This is a genomic window from Flavobacterium tiangeerense (assembly GCF_007830355.1).
GTDB classification, from domain to species: Bacteria; Bacteroidota; Bacteroidia; order Flavobacteriales; family Flavobacteriaceae; genus Flavobacterium; species Flavobacterium tiangeerense.
Genome location: NZ_VLKO01000008.1, coordinates 109,350 through 133,133, shown reverse-complemented (window position 1 = coordinate 133,133; position 23,784 = coordinate 109,350). Strand labels below are relative to the sequence as shown.

Below are 23,784 nucleotides of genomic sequence, written 5' to 3'. Positions count from 1 at the left end.
TTGATCTAATAAATTTTGTATAGGGAAAAAATCAAACCCTAATGGTAGGTTTGCAATTAAAATATAAGTTCCAGATATCCCTTAGATCGATATTGTGAATTTAATATAAATTGAGGTCATCTTTTTTTAAACAAAAAATACTAAAGCATTCATACTATTACAAGTAATAGATAAGATTACTTCATATGTTAGAAAAATACTTGTAAATTACTCAAAATAAGAATGTTTTTTTCGCAAAACCGAAAAAGTATCTATTCTCGTTAAAGCTATTTTAGAAGTATATTTCTAAAATTATCTGTACTCTTTGCGAGGCTGTAGAGTATAGTTGTCCATAGTTATCGCTTTAGAACAATTTTAAAAATAAGCAACAATAAAGTAAATCAATACTGAATTTAAACCATTCGTCTTAAATTATAGTTTCTATAAATCCCTGTTTTTTAAAATTTTATAAGAAAAATATATAAAAATAACGGTCCAGCACAATACAATTGCAATTGAAAAAAGGGAAACTCCATAGTCCTTGCTATTCTCTAAACCAATTTGAGTACCAATATTTTTTACAACTGATAAACGTGAAAAAGGCTCAATGATAAGATTAGACATGGATTGTAGTGGTAAAAACTGGGTAATACTGGCTGCAGTAGTACCCTCTGGAAAAACTTTGAATGTTAAAATACCACTTATAATTCCTTCTATAATATTCCAAACCAACAAGAAACCTAAAGCAAATGCAGATCTCTTGATCAAAATTCCAAGAAATAAACAGAAAGAGAAAAAGCCAATTAGTTTTACAAAATAAGCCAATAGATAATCTAAATCTGCAAAAAACAATATCTATTTCAGTAAAGGATGAAAAACTAAATCCAAGTATTAAGGTCAAAATAAAAAGGAACACCGTTGATACCGTAGCAAAAAGAAATACTGTCAAAAATTTTGATTGTATGAATTCTTTTTTGCTCATTCCGTCAATCAAGTTTTGTTTTAAGGTACCATAACTGTACTCATTGGCCATCATTGAAACAATTACAATTGCTAAAAAGAATTTCAAAATAGATGCAATGTAGGTATTGAAGTGCCAGATGTATGGGAAATTGAAAATGCCCATTTCGGCTAAATGAAATTTGAATGGACCTAAATCAAACTTGATTGATGCTATTAATGCAATGAACGTAAGCAAAATGAAGTAGGCTAGTGTTAAAACCCGACTCGCTCTATTTTTCCAGATTTTTTGTAACTCTATCGTAAGAAGTCTTTTCATAAGGTATAATTTTATCTTTGGCTAATTAGCCAAAATTTTAAAAGGTTGTGTTAAGTCAGTAAAATGAAATAGAGATAGACTTATTTATTTGTCAGTTCTAAGAACTGCTCTTCAAGACTATTTCTTCGTTTTACAAGATGATTCAGGATAATATTTTTACTAAATAAAAATTGATTGAGGTCTTTTGCTTCGAGTTCTTTTTGTAGATAAACAATTACTTTATCATTTGTTTTTACTACGTTTTTTACTGCTGGATGCGTTGCTACAAGATCAGCAAGTTGTTGCATATTATCAGCTTGCAATTCAAAGAAACCTTCATTAGAGGACATACCATCAACTAATCCGGTGTATAATATTTTTCCTTTTTGTAGTACTAAAACATGCGTACACACTTTTTCAACTTCGTCTAGTAAATGAGAAGCAAGGAGTATTGTAGTTCCTTGCGCGGCAATGATTTTAATAATATCTCTAATTTGATGTATTCCTTGTGGGTCTAATCCGTTTGTAGGTTCATCAAGTATTAAAATTTCAGGATCGTTTAATAATGCCGATGCTATAGCCAAACGCTGTTTCATACCTAGTGAAAAGGTTCTAAACTTACTGTTTTGTCTATCTGTTAACCCTACTAATTCTAGTTTTTCACTTACTTTGGCATAATTAATACCTTTTATTAGACACACTAGCTCCAAATTTTCCTTGGCAGTCATGTATGGGTAAAAATTAGGTCTTTCAATAATAGCACCTACTTTTTTTAGTGCATCGTGAGTTTGTATCGTACCGCCAAACCAGCTGTAAGAGCCAGAAGTTTTGTTAACAACATTAAGTACAATACCTAACGTTGTTGATTTTCCGCTACCATTTGGTCCTAGAATTCCGTAAACGTTGCCTTTTTGAATATCAAATGATACATCTTTCAAGGCTTGTACTGCGCCGTAACGCTTATTAAGATTTTGTATGGTTAAAATGGTTTCCAAGTGTCAAGTTTTTTTTGGTTTAACTATATGACGTTGGAGAAAAGATTTTGTTACTACTTTTTAGGTTTCTTTGAAATAGCTATAAAATGTTTGATTGCTTCAAGTTTTTCAATGCTTATAGGTTTTTCTATATAATTTTTAACATTAGCGTATTTTTTTGCTTTTTCAATATCGGAAAATTCAATAGAGGAGGTCATTATGAAAACAAAAATATCTTTTTGTATGTTTAATTGTTTTAGTGCGTCTAGAAATTCCCATCCGTTCATTAACGGCATATTGATATCTAGTAATATACAATTAGGAAGATCATGATGGTTTGTGGCATTTTTTTGTAATAATTCAAGAGCAATTTTAGCATTCGAAAAGGATTCTAATGAACTGCTAAAACTTATCCGGTTAGCAAGCATTGTGGTCAGTCGTAGTGTTAAATAGTCATCATCAATAAGGTAAGTTAATTCATTGCTCATAACTGTATCAGTTTAAATTTAGACCCTAAGCATTTGGTTGATTGAAAATTAAGATAGTAAAACAGAGGCTCATTTTTTTATTTTGTTGATACATTTCTACAAGCATATTTAATTTAACTCTAGCACTTGCTTCACCTAAAATTTACGACCATTTTTATATGAATTTTCAACAATATCAAATATAAAGTTTAAATTCTCAATTCCTAGTTTTTTAAAACTTATAATTTGTAATTAATTTCCGTTTATGATAATGTTGAAATTTTAGTTTATTATTTAAAAAATAGTTTCATATTTTTCAAATCAGTCCACTACTTTTAAGAATGTTTTGGTCTTTAAATGCAAGGTATTAGACAAGAATTAAGTTCTTCAGATACATTTTTATTGTATTTTTGAATAAAAAACTCATGAGTGATCCTATTATGGTTTTTAAAAAACCGTCTTATCCAATAAATAATTCTTTACAAGAATATTTAGAACGATTTGATAGGGTTTCAAAAGTAACAGTGTTTTATGATGATTTATTACGTTTTACAGGCTCTGTGACCGTATATGATAAAAATGACCAAGATACTTTGTGGATAAGAGTATATTATAATGAGTTTGAGCGTGAGGAAATTGACTTAAATTTAAAAAAGATATATTCCTTACTGCACTCTGATGGAAATTTAGGAATACTAAAGTTTTTGAATATCGACTCTATTGATTATTGCACTTTTGGAAATTCTAAACCATTTCGAATCAAAGTTAGAAACATTTTAAATGATAATTACACTCATTTTTATGTAAAAAAAGCGGATGCTTCCCGGGTTTATGGGCTAGAATTAGAACATATTCTTTCACCTGATAAAATCAATTTCTTGGTGTATAATGATACTCTTATTGAGGAACATATTATGGGAATCCCGGGAGATATTTTTATAAAAACCTTACTAGCTGATTGTACCGAAACGGAAAAGGCTCAAATAGCAAAAGAGTTTGTAAAGTTTAATGAACGATGCATGATTCGATTGTTGGGGGATATGCGTGCCTATAATTATGTCATTGTTCCCATACATGATTTTGATCACGTAGTTTATAAAATACGGGCTATAGATTTTGATCAGCAGTGTTATGAGGGGAATTTTAAAGTGTACAGACCTCAATTTTTTAAAGAAAATTACCCCATGGTTAAACTGGTTAAAGAAAAGCTTCAAATGAGTTCTATTGAGCAATACAAAGATGAAGAACGCGCAGTGCTAGCCAAAAGAATTTTATCCTCCGAAAACAGAATTAACAGATTACTCGAAATAATGAGTACAGATACTCTTTCTACCGAGATGCATTTGGAACAATTAAAAATGGAGTTGTACCGATATACAAAAGATCTCAATTTTAAAAAAGCAAAATCAATGGGAAGTATTATGGTTGCCGCTTTTGAGTTTATCACAAGGAATTATAAAAACAGTACGGTTTTAAAAAAGTAATTGTTAACTAGAGCGTATTGGTTATATTTGAATTGATTTTTATGGATTATCACATTTATGTATTATGAAAAAATATATTTTTATCAGTCTTTTATTAGCTTCTTGTGAGCAACCATCATCTGCCATAACAGAATTGTATTCTTTACCAAAGAAACTCAAAGAAGTTTCAGGGATCATTTATACACCGCAAGATGAGTCCGTATGGGCAATTGAGGATAGCGGCAATGCTAGCGCATTATATAAAATTAACTCTACAGGTAAAATCACAAAAACAATATCCATAACTGATGCTCAAAACACAGATTGGGAAGATGTTACTATGGATAAAAACGGAAATTTATATCTCGGTGATTTTGGTAATAATGACAATGAACGCAGGGATTTATGTATATATAAATTAGACAAAAATTCTTTATTGAATGCTACTGCTGCACCCGTTTCAAAAATATCATTTTCATATCCTGAACAAAAGCAATTTCCTCCCAATAAAAAAGAGTTATTGTATGATGTTGAAGGTTTTTTTGAGATGAATAACTATTTTTATTTGTTTACCAAAAACAGAAGTAAAGGATTTGATGGGACGTCATTAATTTATAAAATACCGAATCAAGCCGGATATCATCAAGCCAAATTATTGGGTAGTTTTAAAACCTGTGACACCTATAAATCATGTGCTATAACGAGTGCTATTATAAGTCCTGATAAGTCAAAGGTAGCATTTCTAACACATGATAAAATTATTCTTTTCGAAAACTTCAAAGGCGATAATTTTTTGAGCGGTAAGCAAACGGCTCTAGAATTGAACCATTTTTCTCAAAAAGAAGCAGCCACATTTATAGACAATGACAAAATACTACTTGCTGATGAAAAGTACGGTAGTGATGGCGGTAAGGTTTACAAAACTACTTTAACACAACTAAAAACCAAATCCTAAACCAAAGGCAATACGAGCTTCCTCACTTGCACTTTTAAAATAAGTGATGCGCGCTGTAAGTGCATTGAGACCGTTAAGCCAAATACCTCCGCCAATGGATTGATTCCATTTTTCAGAGTTTTCTCCTTTTAGCCAAACGCGCCCATAGTCATAACCACCTAAAATACCAAAAGTCATTGGGATAACGCTTCTTTTTATTTTACCAAGATTCAAACGGATATCACTACTGTGATAAAAAGATTGATTCCCCAAGAAACGTTCATTTCTAAAGCCTCTTAAATCATAATCACCTCCTAAAGTTGCGCCTTGATAAAATTCGAAATTATTATTAAGTACTGCTTTTCCTTTCAGGATTGTGGCAACAACTAGTTTTCCTTTAGCATCTATTTTATGGTTAAAGTTTATTTTACTTTCTAAAGTAGGGAAATTTCTTTTTAAATCTTCTAGATTCATTTTCCAACTTCCGGTAAAACTAATTCCCATTCCCATGGATGGAAATGCAGGGATGTCATAGTTTTCATAACTGTATTTTACACTTGCACCAGCAAAATGCTGATTTTCAAAAACTTTTGGATTTACTTCGGGAGAGGAATCTACAAACCTATTGGTTGTTTCCTCTACTGTAATTCTTTCATAACTAGATTGTATCTGAAACTTGCTACCGTTAAGACCAATTTTATTAATGGATGGCATCACTTTTATCATTCGAATTCGAACACGGTTGTAATCCATGTCAAATAACTCCGAATCATTTTGGGTTTCATTACCATACCCAAAATAATTGATCGTAAAGTTAGGACTTGTAAAACGGGCTTCAAGATCAGCATCCCATTTGCCAAAGAGTTTTGGGAATTTTCCATTGTAAATAGCCTCATACCCACTTGTTGCAAAATAATAATTGGTTTTTAAAGAATGTTTATGAGTAAAAGGATTTTGCTTGTAATCATTTACAATGTAGCCTGCTACTATTCCTATTTTTATACCATCATCGGGGTTAAACCCAATGTTGGGTAAGCCAGTAAAATAATTGTATTTTGGTTTTTTATAATCGTAAAAGCTATTGTCGTAATCGTCCATCAACCTTAACTTTGTTTTTGAGTCAAGAGTGTACGTATTGGTACGGGATTTAAAATCATGAATTTTTACTTGTTTGCCGTTTTCAATAGTGTACAAGTCTTCATTTTGACCGCCTATCAATCTTATTTTAATTCCTGAATTTGATGTTCCTTTTACTATGAATTCATCGTCATCATCTAATCCATAAATCCATATTTTTTTGGTTTTATTGGCAGTAAAATTTCTGGAATACTGCAATTCTTCTCCCGCTTTCTTTACTCGAAATACTTGAATAGTTACTTTGTTTTTTTCTTCATTTAGTACCACAAATTTGTCTTTTTTATCAGTACCTACAAGCATTACAGTGTGTTGCAGTACATCATAATAAGTTGAAGCAGCAATAGTAAGTTCTTTTTTTCTTGCTTTCAATTTTTGTTGTATGTCTGTAATTGTATAATCTAAAACTTCTTTAGGTAGTAATTTAAAGGCGTCGTCTATAGCACTATCTGTCAAGTTTTCTTGAATGTATTTAGCTTGTTTTACCCATTCATCTTTAGTAGTTTTTTTTAAGAAGGCCAAATCCAGTGGATAAGCCTCTCTATTCATTAGTTTTACATTTTTTAAATTATCTTTAAACGACTGCATGTGTCTTAGTTGTACGTTTTTCATTAACACATAAACCAATGCACCATCATATTTACTGAATGCCTGATCTCTATCACGGGGAATAGGTTTGTAAATAACTGTATCATTTTCGTGATATTCGCCCCAGCGCCATTGATCTTCATGCCTATCCCAATCACCTATTAGCATATCAAATAATCTAGCTTTGATGTATTCACTTTCATCTACCGCATATTTTTCATCCTTGCGCATGTTTTTTAAAACATCCTCTGTGCTGACTATTGCTAGTGGTGTTCCAAAACTAGAGGTAGCAATTTGATTTGTAGTTGCGCGTTCTTCTACCATATATAGTTCATTGCCATAAGTACTATTAAAATTTTGAAGCGCTGCGTGTTTGGGTATGTAATATAAAACGGGATTAGTATGTGCAACACCTATTTTTGAGGCCAAGTTACCAACTGCCAAAGGGGTATACGGATGTGCTGTGGTGTAAAAATCAGCCAATAAATTTTCGGCGTAAGTGTCTTCAAATTCATCTTGAATGAATTGTTTTTTGAATGCTACCGCTTGTAAAAATCGAGTAGGACTCTTTTTTAAACTGCGCATCACATATTCTTTTCCATTAGAATCAAAAAGTTGAAGGGAATTAGATTGGTGTCCACCTCCAGCACGTTTGGGTTGTAATCCTCCTAAAAGTGTATCTATAGTTGCTACAGGAACGTTGATGAGTTTGCTGTAATAATTGCGATAGTGATTACCGAAAAAGAACTTGTAAAACCCAGATTTTTTTGTTTGCTCAGGACTGTAAATGCTGGTGTTGGTTGTAGATGGGAACGATTTTGGAAAACCACTAACATCAAAATCTTTTTTCTCTTGTAACACTATTTTTTCATGAATGAGGGACTCTTTTTCTTTGCCAAAGTACATCACTTTTGAAAGTCCGTTTTCAAAAACAATTAACTTTGCAAATCCATTTTTACCATACGAAAAATCCGAATCGAGAATTGCTCTCGCCGCCTCAGATTTTGATCCTGCACCACTAATAATTTGTTTGATATTATCTCTTTCTATATATTGTAAATTGTGATCATGACCAGAAACTACTATTAAATTTTCATGGTTTTGAAGCAAAGTTTTAACGCGTTTGATAAACAGGTCATACTGCTTGTTTTGAATGTCTTGCGGACTTATGCCAGATGTTTTTCGAACTAAATTGATGAGTGATCCTAGTACTGGTAATGGAATTTTTTGCTCTAATGGGAAAAGTTGTTTTTCTAATGAAAATTGTCCACCATGAGAACCATTACTCATCAATGGATGGTGCATAGCTATGATTACGGTTTTATCCTGATTTTTTGACAATATATTTTCAAGTTCAATAAAAAAAGCTTCCCTTGTTTTAATATTACAGTTCTCATTTATAGTGGGGCTTTTGTCCCAGTTTTCTAGAAACCATTGGCTGTCAATTGCGATCAAACTGAGGTTTTTATTGATTTCTAGTTCATCAATACCACAACCATTACTAGGCATAAATGACTTTTTTTCTTTCAAATAATTCGTAACAAATTTACCTTGACGTTCTAACCCTTTCAGGCCACTGTACCAGTCATGATTTCCCGGTATAAAAATGGTTTTTCCTTTAAAATTTTGAGATAATTTTAGTTGATTTAGTAGTTTCTCTTCAGCAATTAAGCGTTCATTTGCCGGATTGGTGTCTGGTAATCCTTTTGGGTAAATATTATCTCCTAAATATAGTAATGTGCTGTTTGCATTTTCTTTTTTTAATTGCTCTTCAAGTAGGCTTAATGTTTCTTTCGCCTTTGGTTCATTTGCGTTTCCTGCATCTCCAATTAAATAAAAAGTATGTGCAATTTTTAAGCTATCTGTTGCGTTCTGAGTTAGGTTTTTTGCATTTTTCCCATATTGTGCATGATGCGTTGCACAGGACGTGAAAAGAATAAAAACTAACAGAATTGAAATTCCAGTTATATAAAAAGGATTAGAAGATTTATCCGAAAATAATTTCATAATTTAGTGGTGTAAAAATATGTCCATGAATTTAATAGAACAAGCCAAGGATTACGTTGAAAAACTCTTCAAAGATAAACTTTCTAACTCATTTACCTATCATAATATACAGCATACTATTCAGGTTGTTGAAGCCATTTCATTACTTGCTAAAATGGAAAATGTAAGTGTAAAGGATTCTGAAACTTTACAAATTGCGGCTTGGTTTCATGATACGGGATATACAAATTGTTATGATAATCATGAAGCAGTTAGTGTATCTCTGATGCGTGATTTTCTATCAGATAAGGTAAAGTCATCTGAGTTTATAGATCAGGTAGCCTCGCTGATAATGTCAACTAAATTTGGATATGAACCTCAAACACTCTTAGAAAAAATCATGAAGGATGGTGATTGTTTTCATCTTTCGGCACCTAATTATGCTACTACTTGTAATGATTTACGAGAAGAATGGGCGTGTTTGGATCAAAAAAAATTCTCAGATAAAGATTGGATTCTCGAAAATATTGATTTCCTTACTAATACTCATCGTTATTACACGGATTATGCCCTCGAACAATGGCAACCTCTAAAAGAAAAAAATATTAAAAAACTTCAAAAGAAAATTAAAAAAATGGGATTGACCAAGGGTAAAGATCTAGAATTTGTTCCAACTAAAAAGGAAAAAGAAGATAAACCAGATCGTGCTGTTGACACACTTTTTAGGGTTACTCTTAATAATCATACTACTTTAAGCGGTATTGCTGATAGCAAAGCCAATATATTATTATCTGTAAATGCAATTATTATATCTATTGCGTTATCCATTTTAATTCCTAAACTAGATAGCCCTAAAAATGTACATCTCATGATACCTACTTTTATCATGCTTATGTCAAGTGTAACAACTATAATTTTTGCAATTTTATCTACTAGGCCCAAAGTAACAAAAGGTGTTTTTTCGCGTCAAGACATTGAAAATCAAAAAGTAAATTTATTGTTTTTTGGTAATTTTTATAAAATGCCTTTGGAGGAATACCAATGGGCTATGAATGAAATGATGAAAGACAAAGAGTATTTGTACAATTCTATGATTAAAGATTTATATTATCTAGGTGTGGTACTCGAAAAAAAATACCGATTGTTGCGATTGACTTATAATTTTTTCATGATTGGAATAATAATTTCTGTAATTGCATTTGTAATTGCTTTCAGAATGGGGTAACATTAATTCCCTTTATCTAAATTATTTTCATAAAAGTCATAACTAGAATTAACTTGAGTTTGGCTCGTATTACTTACTTTAACACGTATTGCTCTTAATCCAGATACACCCTGTAGCTCTTCAACTTCAAATTGTTCGATGCCAGGTTCAAGTATTTTTTTGAATTGCAGAAACTTAATGTAGTTGAGATATTCTGTTTCTTCGTTATTGTGTGAGTATACAATAGTTATTTTCTCTTTTTCGGTAATTCGTTCAGAGGTTCCTTTTATATGCGCTTTATCAATTCGTTTTTTAACTACTTCATATCGGGCATTATAGGTGCCGTCTACATCAAAACGTTTTTCGTCCATTCTAAACCGTATAGAAATAGGAGAGCTAAAAACTAGAATTAGCGATGTTACATCTAGTTCATAAGGCAGTGAATATTTCAATTGATGGTGCTCTTTTTCCATTTCACATAAAGTTTGCAATTGCCACAACCTTAAATTGTGCAAATACAAAGTATCGAAAGTTTTGTTTGGTGCAATGGTAGCGCCTATGTATAAGTTGTGTTCTACGCCATCCGTTTTAAAACGCTCGTAATAATGCGGATAGATTTCTTGCGCTTCAGTTTGTTTTTTGTCAAGGATTGAAGCTAGTTTTTTATTGATAATGGATATTGCATGATCAAATTTTTTCCTAGCATGATAAAACATTCCTGTTTTAGGATCTAGGCTATTAAAATATTTATTTTCTAAAGTGTTGCCATCATTAGCTTGTATAGTATTCTTTAAAATAGGATGAATTTCATTTTCTATATACAGTTGTATTTGTTGTTCTGTATCAGCTTTTAGCGGAGCATCTAGTTGTGTTAATAAAGTTTGCAATTCATAAGTGCGTTGCTCTGATAATACAAGATTAGTGTTTGATTGTTGGTTTTCAAATATTTTAATTAAAGCGCTTAATTGATTCTTCAAATCTTCTTTTACGGTTTCATTTCTGTGATTTGATGATCCCTTGATGTCAATTTGTCCATACAAAGGATAGACTTCTTTGAAAACTATTTCTTTAAAGTTGTAATCTTTAGTTTGAGTTTTAAAATAAGTAACCGCTTCTTTTTTGAATTTCCAGTACACACTTGGGTGAATGGCAGTGTATTCCCGCTGAATTATGGCTTCAATTTGATTTTGCATGTCATCATTATACCGTTCTAAGGTATCAATAACATAGGGTAAAATCATATTTAAATTATTGACATTAATGCTGTTTAACGCTCTAGATTTGCTAGAAACAAGCTCAATAATACCTAATAGTTTACCTTTTTTTGTTACTGGTGCTAGTATGCAACTCTTGATTTCTAGTGATAGCAAATAGTTTCCTAGTTTTTCATTGTTTAAATTCTGAGCAAATTCTTCAACATTTGAAATGATAAAAGGTTTGTTTTGATTTAGAATACTCTCTAATGAACATCCAAATAGGGAATTATTACAATCCACCTCTGGTAAATCTTGGAGTACGAAACTTCCCGTGACATCATAAGGGGGTTTGACAAATTTTTGCTCCTCTTCGTCAAACATTATAAATCCAACTTTTAAGTCTGAGATTTTAAAAATTGAACGAAAGATACCTTCAAAATCTCCTGGATCTTCATTTGGTTCTGTTTTGGTTTTTAAAAGATTACTCTTTAAGTTTGATACCGCATTTTCAATTGTAGCATCAAATAAGGATACAATTCCAAAACCTTTCAGGATCCAACTTTCTTTAGGGAATTTTTGTTTCCATAATGCAATGTCATCAAAGTTATCCATTAACAAATCTATTTCATTAGTAGTTAATGGGATAACATCTGCAGTTGGAATGATTTCCATAAAATCAGCATTGTACAAAATTCGATAATGCTTCATAATCCCATTTTTATCTGGAATATCATAAAACAAAGGCTTATTGTATTCAAAATTTTGTTTGTAAAACGAATTTAAAATTAAAATACAACTCATGACATAAAATTGATCTTCATCAAAATCCCTAATGGTCATGTCAAAGGGTGTTCCTGCATTTTCTATTATTTTTTGAAAACGCTTAGAATAATTAAAAGTGAAATTTTGAAACGGAATAGTTACAGCTTTGATTTCATTTTGAGTCAATACCGTAGGAAATAAATCTGCGAGTATGTTTTCTAATAATTCTTTATTTTTAAAAATCATTTCAAAATCCTCAATCCCTGTTTTAAACTCAGGATATGGTGCCATTTCTTTTAGCAATGCCTTGGCGTAATTAGCTCTATAATCTATAGGGCTATTAGCAATTTCCTCCAGCCCATCAATGAGTTTATGAAACGAAATAAGAGTTTTGAAAGGACTTTCTTTGAAAAAAAATTGTGACATTTAGAACTGATTTTTTAATCTGTAAATTTAGGAATAAAGTAAGTTTCAAAGACTCGTTTTTTTCTTTTATTTCACAAATCAAAAGGCCCACTATTACGGTTGTAATGGCGGACCTTTTTATAAAATTTTACTAATAAATTAATGGGATTAACTTTTCTCCTCTTTGTTAAAGTAAACTAAGTAGTAGTACATTTGTTTCTCTTCATCCCATCCTTTTTCTACAAATTTCTCTGCACTTTCGGGATTAATAAAGTCCATTTTGATTTGGATATGAGTATCTAAATTGATCACATTTTTTATTGATTTTCTGGCATCAGATACTGCTGCATTTGCAATAGGGAAGGAGGTAACATCCTCTATACTGTATTTTTCTCCCTTATCGCTTTTATAGTTTTTGAATTCAGGTATCAAATCTGGATTGTCTAAAACTTCGTTCAAAAAGTTAGTCTCTTCAAACTGATCGTTTTTTGCAAAATAATTCACAGATCGGTTCATGAACATCACTTCTTCTTTTTTATCCTCAGCCGGAAAAACAACATCTTTGGCAAAGTTTTGACAGAATTTCAAATACTTTTTAGTGATGAAATTTTCATCTTCAAAAGCATCTACTGATAAAAAATGCTCTAACCAGTATCTTGCATCGTAACGATTGCTATCAACAGTAAGAATTTTATAACCTTCTTCTTTTTTGTGATTAAAAATAAGACAACCTTTGTCCAATTTGTTTAAGCTCACTCCTTGTTGTAAAATCATTTCAAGCTGTGTAGCTTTTTCTTCAAATTGTAAAAAATCAGCTTGAATTTCACTCTTGAAAATTCCAATAGCATCTACAACATTGTTATCAATGTTTAGGTTCGTCAAGTACGTTACATACACTTCCCCATTTTTAATATGAGGGTGATTAGACTGCTCAAATAAATGTGTAGTGATTTTTTTTGAAACTTCATGAATGCTACTTGGATTGTCAAAAACTTCAGTGGCATATTTAAACATGTCGTTGTAGTCTAAGTCAATCTCATGAGCAAATTGATAATAATTTTCTTCTTTTTCTCGAAAAGGTTTAAAGAAAAATTCTTTCATCAAAGGCACAATTTCATCATTAAGATTAAAGGGCTGCTCTGATAAAAAAATAGCTTCGTTTCTGCTTTTATTTCCCACTCTGTGAATGGATAAATTTTCGATGTGTGTGTTATATAGGTTGATCATTTTTTTTGTGGTGCTAAGTGAAAAGTTGCTGATTTACTGAGGTTTTAATCTCTTTCTTTTATTTTATTGATGAACGAAACCAGCATTCGTTCAATTTCTCGACTATCTTCGTACAACGTAGTGAATTCATCTTCGTTTAAATAGTCTATGTTTTTTGCGATTTCTATTTGTGTTTGTAATTCAAATAATGATCCAATTGCAATATTTAAGAAACGTAAATATTCTTTACTACTGTCTCTTCCAAACCCTTCGGCAATGTTGCTCGGAATTGAAACTGAGCTTCGTCTTATTTGTGATGTTAATGCAAATATTTCTTCTTTTGGAAATTTCTTGGTTGAATTATAAATTTTAGTTGTTAATGACATTGATTTTTGCCAAATCAGTAGGTTTCTAAAATTGCTCATGGTGTGAAATAATAAATTAAATTTATGTAAGAACTTAGTACCTCAGAACCTTAAATGCTTAGAACCTTACTGCAAACTAATTCCAATTCTCTTCAAAACCAAAATCTTCAAAATTGTCATCACCTTCAAACATGTCTAGGTCATCATCATCTAAACCGTCTTCAAATTCATCATTGTAATCATCAGCATTGTCAGATTCAAAGTTTTTTTCCATCGCTTCATCTGGCATTTCTCCATGCGAAAAAATAGTTTCAGGATACGTATTTCCTACCACTTGATCTTCAATGGCTGCTAGCTCTACAAGGAATGTCCACATGTTAATGAAGTCATATACATATAGGATTTTTGTATTTTCTTTATCTAAAATGTCCGATAATATGTAGTCGCTCATGGTTTTTTGTTCGCCAGGAACATCGCCGGTATCAAACATCGGAATTTCTTCTTCTTGATTCCAAGTTTCATCACACGTATAAAAAGAAGCAACCTCCATCCCGTCAAAACCAAAGGAATTGAAAATAGCATTATGCAAATCTTCTAAAGTATCGTCTTCAAGTATTGCAATGTCTCTAAAAACATCATCTTCCGCGTCTAGAATTACCCTAAATTTATAAACCATAATCTTTGTTTTATTGAAAGGTCAAAGGTAAAATTTAATTTCAGTTTTCGATTTTAGTTTTTCGATTTGTTGATAAGATTTTTGTTTACTCTGCTATCTTGGTAGCCAAAGCAACCAGATGGGTACTTTTATTTTTTGGATAAAAACTACTTTTAGTACATGTAAAACCTATAGTTTTAAGGATTGGTTTTAATTCTATTGAAAATTTTAGCGTTAAGCCTCATAAAATTCTAAAGGTAAACCGTCAGGATCTGAAAGAAAGAAAAACTTTTTTAAAGTGTATTGATCTATTCTAATAGTTTCGCATTCAAGACCTTTTATTGTAAAATATACTCGTGTTGCTTCAATATCTTTTACTTCAAAGGCAATATGCCGTAATCCAGCTGCCTCAGGCTGAGACGGTCGTTGAGGTGGATTTTTAAATGAAAACAATTCGAGTACAAAAACTCCGTTTAAGGCTAAGTCCAGTTTGTACGACTCCCTGTCTTCTCGATAGATTTCTTGTACCACAGTGAGTCCAAGAAGGGATGTGTAAAAATGTTTGGATTGCACATAGTCACTGCAAATTACAGCAACATGATGTATTTTTTGAAGTTGTAGCATGTGTGAAAGAAAAAAAGCCTAATCAAATGATTAGGCCTACGGATTATTTTACAGGATCAGAACAGATACCAACAATTTCATGAAATATATCGTGGAGCCCCGTTATTGATTTTACTATTTCATCATCTGCACCTTTATTGGAAACAAGTTGGTGTAAAGATTTACTTTTGGCTTGTAATCGATTTACTAATTCAGTAATGATTTCTGTTCTAAATTCTGCAGGAATATCAGTTTTTTGCACTTTCGTAGCTTTTGCTAATAACTCTGCTGAGCGTGCTTTTATAGGAGCCAATTTCCCCTCCTCGGCAGGATGAAAGGTCTCTGATAATACTCCGTGAAATTCTTTTATGGCAGGCCATTTATCAAAAGTAGATTGTGCTGATACTGAGTTTGCAACAACAATAAACGCCAATATTAAAAATGTTTTAAGATGTTTCATTATGTTTTATTTAAATTTTGGAAACAAAGATAACAAAAAAAATATTTTGAAGAATTCGTATTTTTTTATTTTTACTTATCATTTAATTTTCGTATCACTTTTGCAGGATTTCCCACCGCTAATGAGTGATCCGGAATATCTTTTGTCACAACAGATCCAGCACCTATAACACAACCATCTCCTATACGCACACCAGGACATATCACCGTATTGTCGCCAATCCAGCAATCATCCCCTATGCTTATTGGCAAAGCATTTTCTAGCGTTTTTCTTAATTCAGCATCAAGCGGGTGCGTGGCGGTATACACTTGTACATTGGGTGCAAAAAACACATTCGAACCTATTACAACAGGAGCGCAATCCAGCACCACACAGTTTACGTTAAAGTATACGTTATCACCACACGTTATATTGTATCCATAATCACAATGAAAAGGAGGTTCAATATATAAATTAGAACCCGCATTAGGAATCAATTCCTGAATGATTTCGCGCGCTTTTTTAGTCACGCGGTACTCCGTTACATTAAGTCTGTGCAATAAATTTTTTGCCCTTCGGCGTTCTTTTATCAACAAAGCATCACCAGATAAATAGTATTCGCCAGCAATCATCTTCTCTTTTTCCGTTTTTGGTTCCATCTTATGTTATTTATTTTGGACATGCCCGATAGTCTCGTCCCAAAAAAACGAGACTATCGGTCGGGCTATTCGTTACAATCTTTTATAGCCCTTTTTGCAACGGGCTATAAAAGGATTTTCACTACTATCCCTCATGCATTTCTACTTGTTGTAGCCTTTTGTTAATTTGTAAAAGTACTCCAAAATTAAAAACAGTACAACTCAGCATCCATTTTCAACAGTTCAGTAGGGAATTGTTTTTCAATCTTTTTTTCTCAGATACATTTGCTTCATAAAAACCAATAATTATGAAAACCACAGTCACATTGTTATGCTTATTAGTTACAACACTTCTTTTATCGCAAAGTACAATTTCTGGTAAAGTAGTAGATGAAAAAGGAAAACCCGTTGCGGGAGCTAACATTTTTTTAGAAGGAACCTATGATGGCGCCACAAGTAACGAAACAGGTAGTTTTAGTTTTACAACCACAACAACCGGAAATCAAACATTAGTAGTGAGTTTTTTGATTTACGAAACCTCAAAAACAGTAATTAATGTGGCTGCATTTGTCGATAAAACCATAAAATTAAAGGAAGGTGTGACAGCTCTTGATGCCGTTATTATTACCGCAGGAACATTAGAATCTGGAGACAAAGCAAGAGTTTCGGTTTTAAAACCCTTAGACATTGTTACCACAGCAGGTTCTGCAGGAAATATAATTGCAGCATTACAAACTTTGCCAGGAACGCAAACAGTAGGCGAGGACGGACGATTGTTTGTTCGAGGTGGCGAGGCTAATGAGACACAAACCTTTGTAGATGGGATTCGGGTAGCGCAACCGTATGGTGCAAGTACTAATAATTTACCTACTCGTGGCCGATTTTCTCCATTTTTATTCAACGGAATATCCTTTTCTACAGGTGGCTATTCAGCAGAATATGGTGAAGCTTTATCGAGTGTGTTATTGCTTAATACTCAGGACGAGCCGGACCAAAACAAAACAGAAATTAGTTTGATGACTGTAGGATTGGGAATTGGGAATACCCAAAAATGGAAAAAAAGTTCGTTAAGTGTGAATTCAAATTACATTAATTTAGCTCCATACCAAGCTGCGATTCCTCAAAACGTAGATTGGAACAGTCCATTTCAGTCCTTGTCTGGTGAAACGGTGTATCGCTATAATTTCAACAACGGAATTTTAAAAGTATATGCCGCTTTTGATACTTCCAAATTTGATGTCAATCAGGAAAATATCAATGCTCCTGAGAAAATTAGAGTGGATTTAAACAACAATAATTTTTATTTCAATACGTCTTACAAAGGAGTTTTTGGAAATAACTGGCAGCTTACTTCTGGGTTGAGTTATGGCTACAGCAACAATAAAATTAATTTGAATATTGATAAAGTAGTAAATGATGAAAATGCGGCCCATTTGAAATTCAAATTAAGAAAAAGTTTTTCAGAAAGGATCAAACTTTCCTTTGGGGCTGATTATTTTATGACGCAGTTCAACGAAGATTTTAGAGATAATTCAGGTTCGATTTTCACCAATGGGTACACTTCGAATATAGCTGCTGTTTTTAGTGAGATTGATGTTTTATTTTCAAAAAAATGGGCAGCAAAAGTAGGGTTAAGAGCAGCAAATAATGATTTACTAAATGAAACTACTATTGCACCCCGAATTTCATTTGCTTATAAAATGGCCAAAAACAGCCAGTTTTCATTTGCTTATGGGAATTTTACTCAAACTCCAAGAGCAGATTACGTCAAATATTCGAACAACAATCGATTTGAAAGCGAAAAAGCATCGCATTACATCTTAAATTTTCAGTACAACAAAAACGGAAAAACATTTCGTGCCGAAACCTATTACAAAGAGTATAGCAATTTAGTGAAATTTGATACTGAAACACCTTTGTATAATTCGACTTTCAATAATTCAGGTTTAGGATATGCAAAAGGATTGGACTTGTTTTGGAGAGACGGAAAATCAATTAATAACTTAGAATATTGGGTTTCCTATTCGTACATCGATACGGAGAGAGATTATAAAAATTTTAGCGCTCAAGTGACCCCAAGTTTTGTTGCTGATCACAGTTTGTCTATTGTTACAAAATATTTTATAACAAACTGGAAATCACAAATAGGATTTACGAATTCTTACAGTTCAGGTCGCCCGTACAACAATCCAAATGAAACAAAATTCATGAATGGAAAAACGAAAGTATACAACAGTTTGAGTTTTAACTGGGCCTATTTATTGAGTCCACAAAAGATTTTGTACTTCTCAGTTTCGAATGTTTTAGCTACTCAAAATGTTTTTGGGTATGAGTACGCCAAGAATCCAAACAGTGCTGGAATTTACAACCGTAGAGAAATTACTCCCACAGCAGACCGTTTTTTCTTTGTCGGTTTCTTTTGGACCATTAGCAACGATAAAAAAGACAATCAGTTAAGGAATTTATAAATACAGTCATAATGTCCTAAAGTCAAAGGTCTAAAGTCCTTATAGATATATACGTTTGTTACTTTAAGACTTTCGACTTTAAGGCTTTCGACTAAAATTAATACAACTCATCCATTAAATTCTACAGTTCGGTAGGAATCAATTTTTAAGCTGTTAAAAGCAATCTACTTTTGAAGTGTAATTAAAAACAAAGCGTTTCAAACATCATATCAAATAATCTTAAAATCAAAAATCATGAAAACAACAATGAACCAAAATCCAATTAAAACAACTAAAGTTATGACTAAAATTATCGTTACCATCGTATTGTTTATCAGTTCCTATGTATCGGCTCAAGGCCAATTTGAGCAAGGTATGGGCAAAGCACTTCAATTATGGGGTCAAGGAAAAAGTACCGAAGCATTGGCTTTATTTGAAAGAATTGCTGCCGCCGAAAAATCTAGCTGGTTGCCTAATTATTATGTGGCATTGGTAAACACAAATGCTGCTTTTGCAACAAAAGATAAAGAACAGGTAAGTTTACTACTAAATAAAGCACAGAAAGCAGTAGACATTGAAATGGATAAAAACCCTAATAACGCAGAGTTGCTTGTAGTTCAAGCCATGATTCATACTGCCTGGATTGCATTTGATCCCATGACAAACGGACAAAAATTAGCTGGACCCGTAATGGAATTGTATGGAAAAGCAAAGGCCATTGCTCCTGAAAACCCAAGAGTTGTATTTTGTAAAGCCGAATTTGAAATAGGCGGAGCGAAATTTTGGGGAACCGATACCAAACCAATGTGTGCGCAAATTGAAAAAGCTATTGGACTTTTTGCTACTTTTAAGCCTGAAACAGTTTTTTCACCTTCATGGGGATTAGAGAGAGCTCAAATTGCTCAAAAAAATTGTAAATAAACAACATCAATTGACTTTGCTGAATCTGGCTTGATACAAAACAATACTTAAAATGAACATACTTTATAAACAATTGCAAAAAGTAATTAAACTCACCGTGTTGATATTTGTTATTATGCAAATCATCAACATAGTCATGGGGAGCACTGTAAAACTAGATCACCATTTAGTAACCCAGTTCTTGTTTACCGCCCTGTATACGTTTTCACTTTATGCGGCAAATGCAGTTTTGTTTGTAAAATTAGACTCTTATTTTACGGATCGTTTTTCAATTAAGAGATTAGTGACAGGGTTCATAGGTTCCTTTTTAGTATCGTTGCTGGTTATTTTCTTGATGCATGTTTTTGAAGTTGTAGTTTTCGAAAATCAAACATTTGAATACTTTTTGGCAAACGAAAAACCGTCAAAATATGTATTTGCAATCATTATTACTTTTTTCATCACGCTTTCGGTTCACGCGATTTCGTTTTACAAAGCGTACAATGAGAATAAAGTTAAAGAACAAAAAATTATTGCTGGCACAGCCAATGCCAAATTCGAAAGTTTAAAAAATCAAATTGATCCTCATTTTTTATTCAATAGTTTGAATGTTTTGAGTTCCTTGATTGAAGAAAATCCAGAAAACGCTCAACGATTTACGACCTCATTGTCTAAAATATACCGCTACGTTTTAGAGCAAAAAGACAAAGAATTAGTAAGTGTAGCCGAGGAATTGGCTTTTGCCAAAACGTATATGAATTTATTAAAAATGCGTTTCGAGAACAGCATCACCTTTCATTTACCAACTGATTTTGATAATTCAGATGCTAAAGTAGTGCCATTATCTTTACAGTTATTACTCGAAAACACCATCAAGCACAACGTAGTAAGTGAGAATAAACCCTTGCAAATTACCATATTCATTCAGGATAATTACTTGGTAGTTCAAAATAATTTGCAAAAAAAAGAAGTATTACAAGACCGTCAAGGAGTAGGATTGCAAAACATCGTAAGCCGTTATGCCTTGCTATCAAAAAGAAAAGTTTTAGTAGAACAAACGGAAACAGACTTTAAAGTGCTGATTCCGATTTTAACCAAACAAATAGCCGCTATGGAAATTAACACAATTAGCAACGAAAATTTAGCCTACGCAAGAGCTAAAGAAAGAGTAGAAAGATTAAAAGGATTTTATGGGAACTTAATTTCGTATTGTATCGTGATCCCTGTTTTGATTATTATTAACCTGAGTTCGCCACATCCTTTTCAATGGTTTTGGTTCCCGCTTTTGGGCTGGGGAATGGGATTAACGTTTCATGCACTCGAGACCTTTGGTTACGGCAAAAATTGGGAAGAACAAAAAGTTCAAGAAATTTTAAACAAAAACAAAATAAACAAATGGAACTAAATAAACCAAACAATAGTGAATTTGAGCAATATCAAATCGCTAAAAAGCAAGTTGAAGAGTTAAAAGGGTTTTATTCGCACCTTGCTTCATTTGTACTTGTAAATGGAATTCTAATCTTGATTAATTTTAGATATTCTCCAAACCATATATTTTTTCTTTGGACCTTTGGAAGTTGGGGTATTGGACTTTTATTTCACGCCATCAGAGTCTTTAATTGGCTTCCATTTTTTGGTCGGAATTGGGAAGAAAAAAAACTAAAACAATACATTCAAGAAGAAAACAATAAAACAAATACCTACGAATAATCATGACAACAAACGATCAATTAGCATACGATAATGCACTTAAAAGAGTTCGAAAAATTAAGGGGTTTTATACGCACCTTATAGTTTACATCGTTATCAACATTATGATTGTAGTGTTGAATACACAAAACCTTAAAACTGGCGAAAGCTATTTTCAATGGAATAATTTTGCCACTGCCTTATTTTGGGGAATTGGATTAGCGTCTCATGGTTTATCTGTGTTTTTGCCTGCAATAGTTTTAGGCCGAAATTGGGAAGAACGCAAAATAAAAGAGCTTATGGAAAAAGAGAAAAACAATAAATGGGAGTGAAGCAAGCATTCATTCACAGTTTTCAACCAAACAAAAACCGCAAACGATTCAATTAACAAATTACCAATAGTAAATGACAACAATAATTATAGAAGACGAAAAACCAGCTGCCAGATTACTGCAAAGAAAACTTGAGAAATTAAGTTTAGCGGTTGAGGTAATGCTTCATTCTGTAGAGGAAGCATTAGAGTGGTTTTCTAACAACGAACATCCTGATTTGATTTTTCTGGATATTCAACTATCGGATGGATTGTCATTTGAAATTTTTGAAAAAGTTGAAATTAAAAGTGCTGTAATTTTTACAACGGCTTATGATGAATATGCATTGAGAGCTTTTAAATTGAATAGTATTGACTACTTGTTGAAACCTATTGATGAAGATGATTTAGAAGTGGCTGTTGCCAAATTTAAATCGCTTTTGCCTAAAAAAGAAGTAGCTGTTCAAAACCTTGCTATTGATTTTGAACAAATCAAAAAAATGCTGGCTAACCCTTTTGAAAAAAACTTTAAAAAGCGTTTTACGGTAAAAATAGGGCAACATTTAAAAGTGATTTCTATAGATGAAATTGAATGTTTTTTTAGTGAAAATAAAGGAACCTACATTCACACGTATGATAACAGAAATTATTTAATTGATGTTACGTTAGAAAATTTAGAAGAAGAATTAGATCCAAAAGATTTTTTCAGAATTAGCAGAAAGTTCATAATTCCCATGAAGGCAATCAAAGAAATTGTTCTTTATAGCAATTCCAGATTGAAAGTTATTTTACCAACTTACAAAGAAGATGACGTTATTGTGAGTCGTGAAAAAGTATCTGATTTTAAGACTTGGATAGGATAAATTTGTAGTCCTAAAAAAAGTGTTTATAGTACTGTTTTTAAAAAGAATTCAAATCAAGAATATTTTAAAAATAGTACTGTAAACACTTGTTCATGTAATCAAAAACTAGTCAAGTAAAGATTTAATTTCTTTTTCTGTCTTGCCTAATTTTTGTTGTAATTTACCCCACATAACATCTTCTTTACCCTCTTCGTACAATAAATCATCTTCAGTAAGATCGGCAAATTTTTGTTTCAGTTTTCCTTTTAACTCATTCCAAGTACCCTTAATTTCATTTGAATTTGGCATAATATCTAATTTTAAAATTACTATTTGTTATTCACAAATTTGGTAAAATTAAGCTGTTTGAATGTTATACAATTCTTTAAATGTATTGTATAATTCCAATAGCTAATAGTATTTAATACTTGCTGCCAAAATGCGTTGAATTGAAATAAGTTGTTAAATTATAGCTATAGGTATTTTGTTTTAAAACAATGGTAATGTGATTTTTAATAAATGCATATAGATATTGTCTATAGTGGGTTTATGCCTTAAAAACAAGTTTTCTAATACCGATTAATACCAAAATAAATGCAGTGTAAAAGATAAAGAAGGGAATAATATACTCTATGCAATCAAGAGCAAGTAAAGTAGCAATAATTAACAATTGAAAACCTAATCCGTAAATAGAAAGCAAGGTCATAAACCAGTTTGGAAATGTTTTTACTTTGTATGCATCAGGATCAAGAGCATGAATTATTTTATCAAAAACTCCATAAACTACAGTGTAGATGGTAAATAGAATATCAACTGATTTTTGACTTTCTCCTGGTAATGCACGCGGAGATTTATGTTCAAAAATTTTACTCGTTGTATCTCCTCCTACTGATTTTGTTCGTAAAATAACATAGTAATAATTGTATAATGTGCCTTGTAATTGAATACCAATAAACGCTAAAATTGTAGGAAGTAAAGTAGTTTTAGAGACATAGCAAATAGTCATTAAAAATAAAAAATTCAATATAATATCAAACACACTGTCAAGATATCTACCCGTGTAAGAAGGTGTTTTTTTTAATCTGGCAAGCTCACCATCGGCAGCATCAATTCCTGATTTTAAGATTAAAAAAAAGGCCGCCCAAAAGTAATGTCCTTGCAAAATACTGTAAATGGCAAGTAGTCCAGAAATGCCAAAAAGGAGTGTAACATGAATGGGAGTGAAGCGTGTATCTTTTAATTGGTTGGCAAGAAATCTTCCGAAAAATCTCCCGTAATCTGATAAATCTAAAAATTTATCTTGAGCTGCAAGTTTAGACATTTTAATAATTAGTAAGCAA

21 protein-coding genes and 1 pseudogene are annotated in these 23,784 nt (G+C 32.1%); 9 read left to right on the top strand and 13 right to left on the bottom strand.

Annotated elements, in window-relative coordinates; all coding sequences use genetic code 11:
• Positions 1–420: 420 nt before the first annotated feature.
• From IQ05_RS10570 to IQ05_RS10560, 3 genes and pseudogenes are all read right to left on the bottom strand, one after another.
• Positions 421–1,258 (bottom strand): annotated as a pseudogene (locus tag IQ05_RS10570) (ABC transporter permease).
• Between the two features lie 80 nt (positions 1,259–1,338).
• Positions 1,339–2,232 (bottom strand): ABC transporter ATP-binding protein, encoded by an 894-nt coding sequence (locus IQ05_RS10565; protein ID WP_144892766.1) that lies wholly within the window; start codon positions 2,230–2,232, stop codon positions 1,339–1,341.
• Between the two features lie 53 nt (positions 2,233–2,285).
• Positions 2,286–2,699: a response regulator gene (locus IQ05_RS10560; protein WP_144892764.1), complete on the bottom strand. Its 414-nt coding sequence runs from the start codon at positions 2,697–2,699 to the stop codon at positions 2,286–2,288.
• Positions 2,700–3,103: 404 nt separating this feature from the next.
• On the opposite strand from IQ05_RS10560, the gene IQ05_RS10555 reads away from it, so the two are divergent.
• The gene (locus IQ05_RS10555) at positions 3,104–4,162 is read left to right on the top strand and encodes a hypothetical protein (RefSeq protein WP_144892762.1); all 1,059 of its coding nucleotides are present in this window, start codon (positions 3,104–3,106) and stop codon (positions 4,160–4,162) included.
• 64 nt (positions 4,163–4,226) lie between these two features.
• Positions 4,227–5,096, top strand: coding sequence for an SdiA-regulated domain-containing protein (locus IQ05_RS10550; protein ID WP_144892760.1), 870 nt, complete (start codon positions 4,227–4,229; stop codon positions 5,094–5,096).
• On the opposite strand, the gene IQ05_RS10545 is transcribed toward IQ05_RS10550, so the two are convergent.
• On the bottom strand, positions 5,079–8,804 hold the full coding sequence (locus IQ05_RS10545; RefSeq protein WP_144892758.1) for a metallophosphoesterase: 3,726 nt from the start codon (positions 8,802–8,804) through the stop codon (positions 5,079–5,081). The genes IQ05_RS10550 and IQ05_RS10545 overlap by 18 nt on opposite strands.
• Positions 8,805–8,829: 25 nt before the next feature.
• Here IQ05_RS10545 and IQ05_RS10540 point away from each other — a divergent pair, with 25 nt between their 5' ends.
• Positions 8,830–10,008, top strand: a complete 1,179-nt coding sequence (locus IQ05_RS10540; protein WP_144892756.1) for a Pycsar system effector family protein — start codon at positions 8,830–8,832, stop codon at positions 10,006–10,008.
• A 2-nt stretch (positions 10,009–10,010) separates the two neighbouring features.
• Here the strand turns inward: IQ05_RS10540 and IQ05_RS10535 are convergent, their stop codons facing one another.
• The 7 genes from IQ05_RS10535 to IQ05_RS10505 all read right to left on the bottom strand — a co-directional run bounded on the left by IQ05_RS10535 (position 10,011) and on the right by IQ05_RS10505 (position 16,277).
• On the bottom strand, positions 10,011–12,371 hold the full coding sequence (locus tag IQ05_RS10535) for a GAF domain-containing protein (RefSeq protein ID WP_144892754.1): 2,361 nt from the start codon (positions 12,369–12,371) through the stop codon (positions 10,011–10,013).
• 147 nt (positions 12,372–12,518) lie between these two features.
• On the bottom strand, positions 12,519–13,577 hold the full coding sequence (locus IQ05_RS10530; protein WP_144892752.1) for a nucleoid-associated protein: 1,059 nt from the start codon (positions 13,575–13,577) through the stop codon (positions 12,519–12,521).
• Between the two features lie 44 nt (positions 13,578–13,621).
• Positions 13,622–13,981: a four helix bundle protein gene (locus IQ05_RS10525; RefSeq protein ID WP_144892750.1), complete on the bottom strand. Its 360-nt coding sequence runs from the start codon at positions 13,979–13,981 to the stop codon at positions 13,622–13,624.
• Positions 13,982–14,057: 76 nt separating this feature from the next.
• Positions 14,058–14,597, bottom strand: a complete 540-nt coding sequence (locus IQ05_RS10520) for an IS1096 element passenger TnpR family protein (protein ID WP_144892748.1) — start codon at positions 14,595–14,597, stop codon at positions 14,058–14,060.
• 213 nt (positions 14,598–14,810) lie between these two features.
• The gene (gene gloA2 / locus IQ05_RS10515; protein ID WP_144892746.1) at positions 14,811–15,200 is read right to left on the bottom strand and encodes an SMU1112c/YaeR family gloxylase I-like metalloprotein; all 390 of its coding nucleotides are present in this window, start codon (positions 15,198–15,200) and stop codon (positions 14,811–14,813) included.
• Positions 15,201–15,243: 43 nt separating this feature from the next.
• The gene (locus tag IQ05_RS10510; protein WP_144892744.1) at positions 15,244–15,639 is read right to left on the bottom strand and encodes a GAT domain-containing protein; all 396 of its coding nucleotides are present in this window, start codon (positions 15,637–15,639) and stop codon (positions 15,244–15,246) included.
• Between the two features lie 71 nt (positions 15,640–15,710).
• On the bottom strand, positions 15,711–16,277 hold the full coding sequence (locus tag IQ05_RS10505) for a sugar O-acetyltransferase (RefSeq protein ID WP_144892742.1): 567 nt from the start codon (positions 16,275–16,277) through the stop codon (positions 15,711–15,713).
• A gap of 287 nt (positions 16,278–16,564) precedes the next feature.
• On the opposite strand from IQ05_RS10505, the gene IQ05_RS10500 reads away from it, so the two are divergent.
• The 6 genes from IQ05_RS10500 to IQ05_RS10475 all read left to right on the top strand — a co-directional run bounded on the left by IQ05_RS10500 (position 16,565) and on the right by IQ05_RS10475 (position 22,465).
• Positions 16,565–18,724: a TonB-dependent receptor gene (locus IQ05_RS10500; protein ID WP_144892740.1), complete on the top strand. Its 2,160-nt coding sequence runs from the start codon at positions 16,565–16,567 to the stop codon at positions 18,722–18,724.
• Between the two features lie 279 nt (positions 18,725–19,003).
• The gene (locus IQ05_RS10495; protein WP_144892988.1) at positions 19,004–19,624 is read left to right on the top strand and encodes a hypothetical protein; all 621 of its coding nucleotides are present in this window, start codon (positions 19,004–19,006) and stop codon (positions 19,622–19,624) included.
• Between the two features lie 52 nt (positions 19,625–19,676).
• The gene (locus tag IQ05_RS10490) at positions 19,677–21,008 is read left to right on the top strand and encodes a 2TM domain-containing protein (protein WP_144892738.1); all 1,332 of its coding nucleotides are present in this window, start codon (positions 19,677–19,679) and stop codon (positions 21,006–21,008) included.
• Positions 20,999–21,313, top strand: coding sequence for a 2TM domain-containing protein (locus IQ05_RS10485; protein ID WP_144892736.1), 315 nt, complete (start codon positions 20,999–21,001; stop codon positions 21,311–21,313). The genes IQ05_RS10490 and IQ05_RS10485 overlap by 10 nt, the downstream gene beginning before the upstream one ends.
• Positions 21,314–21,315: 2 nt before the next feature.
• Positions 21,316–21,624 carry a 2TM domain-containing protein gene (locus IQ05_RS10480; RefSeq protein ID WP_144892734.1) on the top strand — a complete coding sequence of 103 codons (309 nt, stop codon included), beginning with the start codon at positions 21,316–21,318 and terminating at the stop codon, positions 21,622–21,624.
• 73 nt (positions 21,625–21,697) lie between these two features.
• The gene (locus tag IQ05_RS10475; protein WP_144892732.1) at positions 21,698–22,465 is read left to right on the top strand and encodes a LytR/AlgR family response regulator transcription factor; all 768 of its coding nucleotides are present in this window, start codon (positions 21,698–21,700) and stop codon (positions 22,463–22,465) included.
• Positions 22,466–22,570: 105 nt separating this feature from the next.
• Here the strand turns inward: IQ05_RS10475 and IQ05_RS10470 are convergent, their stop codons facing one another.
• Positions 22,571–22,753 (bottom strand): CsbD family protein, encoded by a 183-nt coding sequence (locus IQ05_RS10470; protein WP_086453503.1) that lies wholly within the window; start codon positions 22,751–22,753, stop codon positions 22,571–22,573.
• 238 nt (positions 22,754–22,991) lie between these two features.
• Positions 22,992–23,765, bottom strand: coding sequence for a CDP-alcohol phosphatidyltransferase family protein (locus IQ05_RS10465; protein ID WP_144892730.1), 774 nt, complete (start codon positions 23,763–23,765; stop codon positions 22,992–22,994).
• Between the last annotated feature and the right edge of the window lie 19 nt (positions 23,766–23,784).